This is a genomic window from Campylobacter sp. CNRCH_2014_2849 (assembly GCF_025772845.1).
GTDB classification, from domain to species: Bacteria; Campylobacterota; Campylobacteria; order Campylobacterales; family Campylobacteraceae; genus Campylobacter_D; species Campylobacter_D lari_D.
This window is the reverse complement of record NZ_JAKMSW010000024.1, coordinates 1-4,824: the sequence shown is the minus strand read 5'-3', so window position 1 is coordinate 4,824 and position 4,824 is coordinate 1. Positions and strand designations below refer to the sequence as shown.

The 4,824-nt window shown below is 26.2% G+C and carries 8 protein-coding genes; all 8 read left to right on the top strand.

Annotation, left to right across the window (positions count from 1 at the left end; all coding sequences use genetic code 11):
• Window positions 1-336 (top strand): tRNA 2-selenouridine synthase (locus L8X33_RS08435; protein WP_263670469.1); only part of this gene is annotated, 336 nt, incomplete at its 5' end.
• Complete coding sequence (locus L8X33_RS08430) at window positions 336-458, top strand: hypothetical protein (RefSeq protein WP_263670468.1); 123 nt, start codon at window positions 336-338, stop codon at window positions 456-458. The genes L8X33_RS08435 and L8X33_RS08430, both read left to right, overlap by 1 nt.
• A 612-nt stretch (window positions 459-1,070) precedes the next feature.
• Window positions 1,071-1,343, top strand: a complete 273-nt coding sequence (locus L8X33_RS08425; protein WP_263670467.1) for a hypothetical protein — start codon at window positions 1,071-1,073, stop codon at window positions 1,341-1,343.
• 92 nt (window positions 1,344-1,435) lie between these two features.
• The gene (locus L8X33_RS08420) at window positions 1,436-1,942 is read left to right on the top strand and encodes a hypothetical protein (RefSeq protein ID WP_263670465.1); all 507 of its coding nucleotides are present in this window, start codon (window positions 1,436-1,438) and stop codon (window positions 1,940-1,942) included.
• Window positions 1,942-2,142 carry a hypothetical protein gene (locus L8X33_RS08415; RefSeq protein ID WP_263666958.1) on the top strand — a complete coding sequence of 67 codons (201 nt, stop codon included), beginning with the start codon at window positions 1,942-1,944 and terminating at the stop codon, window positions 2,140-2,142. Before L8X33_RS08420 ends, L8X33_RS08415 begins: the two co-directional genes overlap by 1 nt.
• Before the next feature lie 303 nt (window positions 2,143-2,445).
• The gene (locus L8X33_RS08410; protein WP_044598580.1) at window positions 2,446-2,883 is read left to right on the top strand and encodes a hypothetical protein; all 438 of its coding nucleotides are present in this window, start codon (window positions 2,446-2,448) and stop codon (window positions 2,881-2,883) included.
• A 256-nt stretch (window positions 2,884-3,139) separates the two neighbouring features.
• Window positions 3,140-3,397, top strand: a complete 258-nt coding sequence (locus tag L8X33_RS08405) for a hypothetical protein (RefSeq protein ID WP_070311057.1) — start codon at window positions 3,140-3,142, stop codon at window positions 3,395-3,397.
• A 138-nt stretch (window positions 3,398-3,535) separates the two neighbouring features.
• Window positions 3,536-4,678: a hypothetical protein gene (locus L8X33_RS08400; RefSeq protein WP_263666959.1), complete on the top strand. Its 1,143-nt coding sequence runs from the start codon at window positions 3,536-3,538 to the stop codon at window positions 4,676-4,678.
• The last annotated feature ends 146 nt before the right edge of the window (window positions 4,679-4,824 follow it).

Genomic DNA, 4,824 nt, shown 5'->3' with positions numbered 1-4,824 from the left:
AAAATAGGCGAATCTAATTTTAATTTCGATGATAAACCCGAATTTGCATACTATGAAGATCAATTTAAAGCATATATGGGTGAAGAAAACTATAAAAAATTAAGACCTTATTTGGGTATGACAACTTATTATGTGTGTGAGGGTAAAAAATATCCTGTTGTTTTTTCTACTAGATTTATGTATAGTAAAAAAAGCTATGGATTGTTTGGAGATGAAGGAAGAGGATTTAGTTTTTCCAGTACAAGATACACAGGTGTTGGCGGGGGATCTTTTCATTATTTTACTAATGGTAAATTTATAAAAAGTGATGAAAAATATAATTTGGAAAGATATTAATGAACCCTAAAGAACTTATCTCTCAAATCAAAGACTATGCTGATATAGCAGATGCTAGTTATGCGATGTTGGAATATGTTACTTTTAATGTTCTTGGTATTTATGGCTGGAATGGTTCCTAGTGTAATTATATTTTGATTTTTAAAAAGTAGGATAATTTTATTAAAAATATAAAAAGGAAAATAAATGGGTTTATTAAAAAAAATATACATTGCTTGGGGGATGTTTTGGGGAATTATTTTTTTGTTTAGTTCTTTATATGCTTATTTTAGTGATATAGAATTTTTTGGTGATATGTTAAAGATTGCATTTTTTATATATTCTTATCCATTGTTACCTTACATATCATATTTAACACTACAAGAAACTATTAAATCCAAAAATATTTTTCTTTATTTTTCTTTATTTTTCTTTATTTTTCTTTATTTTTCTTTATTTTTCTTTATTTTTCTTTATCTTGGGGGGATTTTTTAATTATGTAATAATATTAGGCATTTATACAATATTATTTTTAATAATATCTATTAAATTTAGAAAAGAACTTTCTTATTATTTTTCTTTATTATTTTGTATTTTTTTATACATTTTTTTATATCTTTTTATTTTCTATATGGATTTAAAAAATGAGTAATAAAGCTCAAATTAACAATCTCAAAAATTACGCTAAACTTGTATAGATTGGTTTTTTTGATTTTTTAATAATAATTTAAATTTCAACAAAAAAAGGAAGTAGTGTGATAATACTAAAAAATCTATATATTATTTGGATTATAATTTGGGGATTTGGGGCTATTTTAGGTTATTATATGGCATATGATGCAACTTTTACTAAAATGTTCTTTTTTCTTGTTATACTTTATCTTTTTCCATTATTGCCTTATTTTTATTATTTGATTTATAAAAAAGCAAGAAAAACAAAAAATATATTTGTTGCTATTTGTTGCTATTTGTTGCTATTTGTTGCTATTTGTTGCTATTTGTTGCTATTTGTTGCTACTATTGATTAATAGAAATAATAGTAATTTTAAGTTGTACTTAATTATTATTGTGATACATATTGTAATATTTGCAATAATTTATTTAATTAAAAGAAATAAAAATGAAAACTCAAATCAATAATTTAAAAGATTATGCAGAACTTGCACAAGCTAGCTATTTTAATTTTGATTTTTTAAATACTAGAAATATATTTGAGTTAGATTCTAATCAAGAAAAAATTCAAGAAGAAAATTCTCTTAGAGGTTATAGAGAAATAAAAGTAAATTTAGAACATGTTGTCAGTCAAAAATATAAAGATAAAAAAGTATTGATTGATTTAAGACAAGATAATGATTGGCAATCAAAAATATTAAATTTCTTTGATGAAAAGACAAATTTTGATAAACTAAATGGAGAATTTGGAGAATTACAGACTAAAAATTTCATTCAAAGATATGAGGTTCAATTTCATCAGCCTAACACTACAAGTGGCTTTAGTGCTACTTTGTTTGGAGAAAAAAGAAAACAAATTGATAGTAAAACTAAAGAAAAAATCTATACAAGTGAATATGGCTATATCAATTATATTTTAGCCATTAGAGGAATAGAGCCTAAGGAAGTCAAATAATGAAAAAGTTTCTTGCACCTAAAAAGATTATCTTAGTATTTATTACATTATTTGGAATTTATCTACTTGGAATCCCGCTTTATTATACTCCTTATGAATTACAACCAAGTTATTGGAAGTTTAAGAAAATATGTGAGTTAGATATTACACCGCCTTCTAAAAAAAAGAACAGAGAAAGCATTAAAATTATTTGGAGTTAATCCTAGTGATTTACAAAATAATTTAAAACTTGAGAATAATAATTATATTGCACGATTTAGATATGATACTGAGAGAATAAAAGCTCAGTTAAATATTAAAATGGATTTGGAAAAAAATATAATAGAAATCAATGAATCAGGCTCAATTTGGTATGATTGGAGACCTATGATATTAGGCAATGAAGGCAATATGGATTTTAGAGTTATGTGGAATAATTATATTACCTGTGGTAATATCTATATTAAAGAGATGCCAGAATGTTTTAAAGATAATAAGTTTATCTGTAATTTTAAGGAGGCAAAATGACAAATAAAGAGATAGTTGAAAAACTACGAGATAACGCTGAGTTAGCATGGGCTAGCTATGGATATTTTCACTATTTTTTAGAACAGCAAAGTAAATCTCACTTTCTTGTAATGCAAGATAGGCAAGGCAATGAAATTAGAGACGCTGACAATAAACCTAAAATTCAAGAAATTTACATTACGGATATTTTGAATACAAACTATAAAAATCATAGAGTTGTTGAATTTGTTCAGTTAGATAAAGAACAAAAAGAAATTACTATCAGCAAGCTCGATGGCGACTTCTCCCCACTCCAAGCCAAACAATTCTTAGATAGATATGATTTATTAATCCATCAAACAAATACAGAGTCAAGCTTTTCTGCTGCTTTGTTCTATGATACATACAAAGATGGTTTCGTGGTGTGGTTTAGGGAAACAGAATGCGGATTCTAAAAATACTTTATATTTGTTGGATTATATTATGTGTTGTAGGTTGGTTTATATCTCCTATTGTTGGACATAATCCAAATAGGGTTGAGGAGTTTTTTATAATGCTTGGTTGGATAGTCTTTCCACTAATGATAGCCAATCTATGGCTTTTTGGAATAACAAGAATTAAAAAATATTTAAGGAATTTTTTAATATTGTTTTTATATTACCCTTTGGCATTTGCTCTGTTTTTGGTGCTAAATTAACTTTAGGAGACTAAATGAAAGAATTAATCAACAATCTAAGAGACTATGCCGAGTTGGCTCAAGCAAGTTATTTTAACTTTATGTATATCAATAACGATGAGCGAGAAATGGATAGTTATAAAATAGGGCAAAATAGATTCCCTAAAGATAAAGACAATATAGAAAATTTAGAATATACAAAGACCTTATCTAAAAAATATAAAGATTATTTTATTTATGATGATTCCATTGCACTATATCCGACACTTAATGGAGAATTTGGGGAGATTTAAGCTAAAAACTTTGCTAAAAAATATGAGATTAAATTCCACCAACCAAATACGGCTTCTGGCTTTAGTGCTACTTTGTTTTATGATAAAGAAAAAGATAAGTTTGTAGTAGGGTTTAGGGGGACAGAGGGACTTTGGAGTATGGATACTTTGGCGGATATAGGGCTTACCTTTGGTAAGGGCGATTTTCAACTTAATGCTTTAAAGCAATTTTTATTAGACATAGCACCTATTTTAAACAAAGTAGATTCAAATAATATTATTTTTATAGGGCATTCTTTAGGCGGATATTTAGCAGTTATAGCAATGCAATTTTGCGATACTATTGATAGGAGCTTAAATACACAATTTAATGCAATCAAATTTATGGCATCGCAAGTCTATACTTTTAATTCTCCTGCTATTGATGAGATTGATAATATGCTAATGCGGGCTTTGGCAGCATTATTAGATAAAAATATTATGGAGCAAGTCTTAAATCCTCAAAAAGTATATTGTGTCTATGACAGCGGTGGTATAAATATCATCGCTTCTGCTCAATATGGCTCACACAATAGACTGCCTATCTATACGGGTAAAGATTCTCACTCCATCCCCCTAACTCAAACTCTTTACTTCTACTCCTATCTTTTAGAATTAGATGCTAACCATAACAAAGTCAAAGATAAAAGTTTTAGTGAATGTATAGAGTATCTTAATCATTTTATGAAAAATATTCAAATATATACAGAAACTTTTGTGTTAAAAAATAATGCTATTAATAATAAAAATTTCGCTCTTAAAAATGGACCTCTTGGGCTTTTAAGAAGCTCTCCAAAAAAAATCAATCATTTTGAATATTTTCTTTCATTAATAGCCACTATAATGCAAGAAACAAATGGTATTTTAGAAGAGGTTGGAGATAATTATTATACAAGCTATAAAGCTCCTACCATTAGTCAAATAAAAATCATAGATTTTATTTTAAAGGCACATGAAAAAGAAAAATATATTTTAATTCTTGATAAAAATGATTTTAATAAATACAGAAAAGATAGTTCCTTTATTAATAATCAAGAAAATTTAGCTCATAAAATTGCCATTGGAGAATTTAGAATTTTTATTGTGGTTTATAAAGATATGAAATGTCTTGAAAATATTAATAATATAACAAAAATATACGGATATAATTCAAAAAGTTATAAAATAAAAGATCAAATTTGGGATGAGCAATATTTAGGTGGAGTTTGTAAAATATCACAAGCTTTGTATTTTAATGGAAAAGCTAAAATAGGTATTATTTAGGAAAATTATGATAGGTAAAGACTTTTTATATTTTATTCATAAAGATAAAAAAAGTATTTATTTATTTTGTGAAAATAAAAGCATCATTGATTGTCAAAGTATTTATGATGAACTTTATAAATTAGAAGCAACGACAGATTTTACTT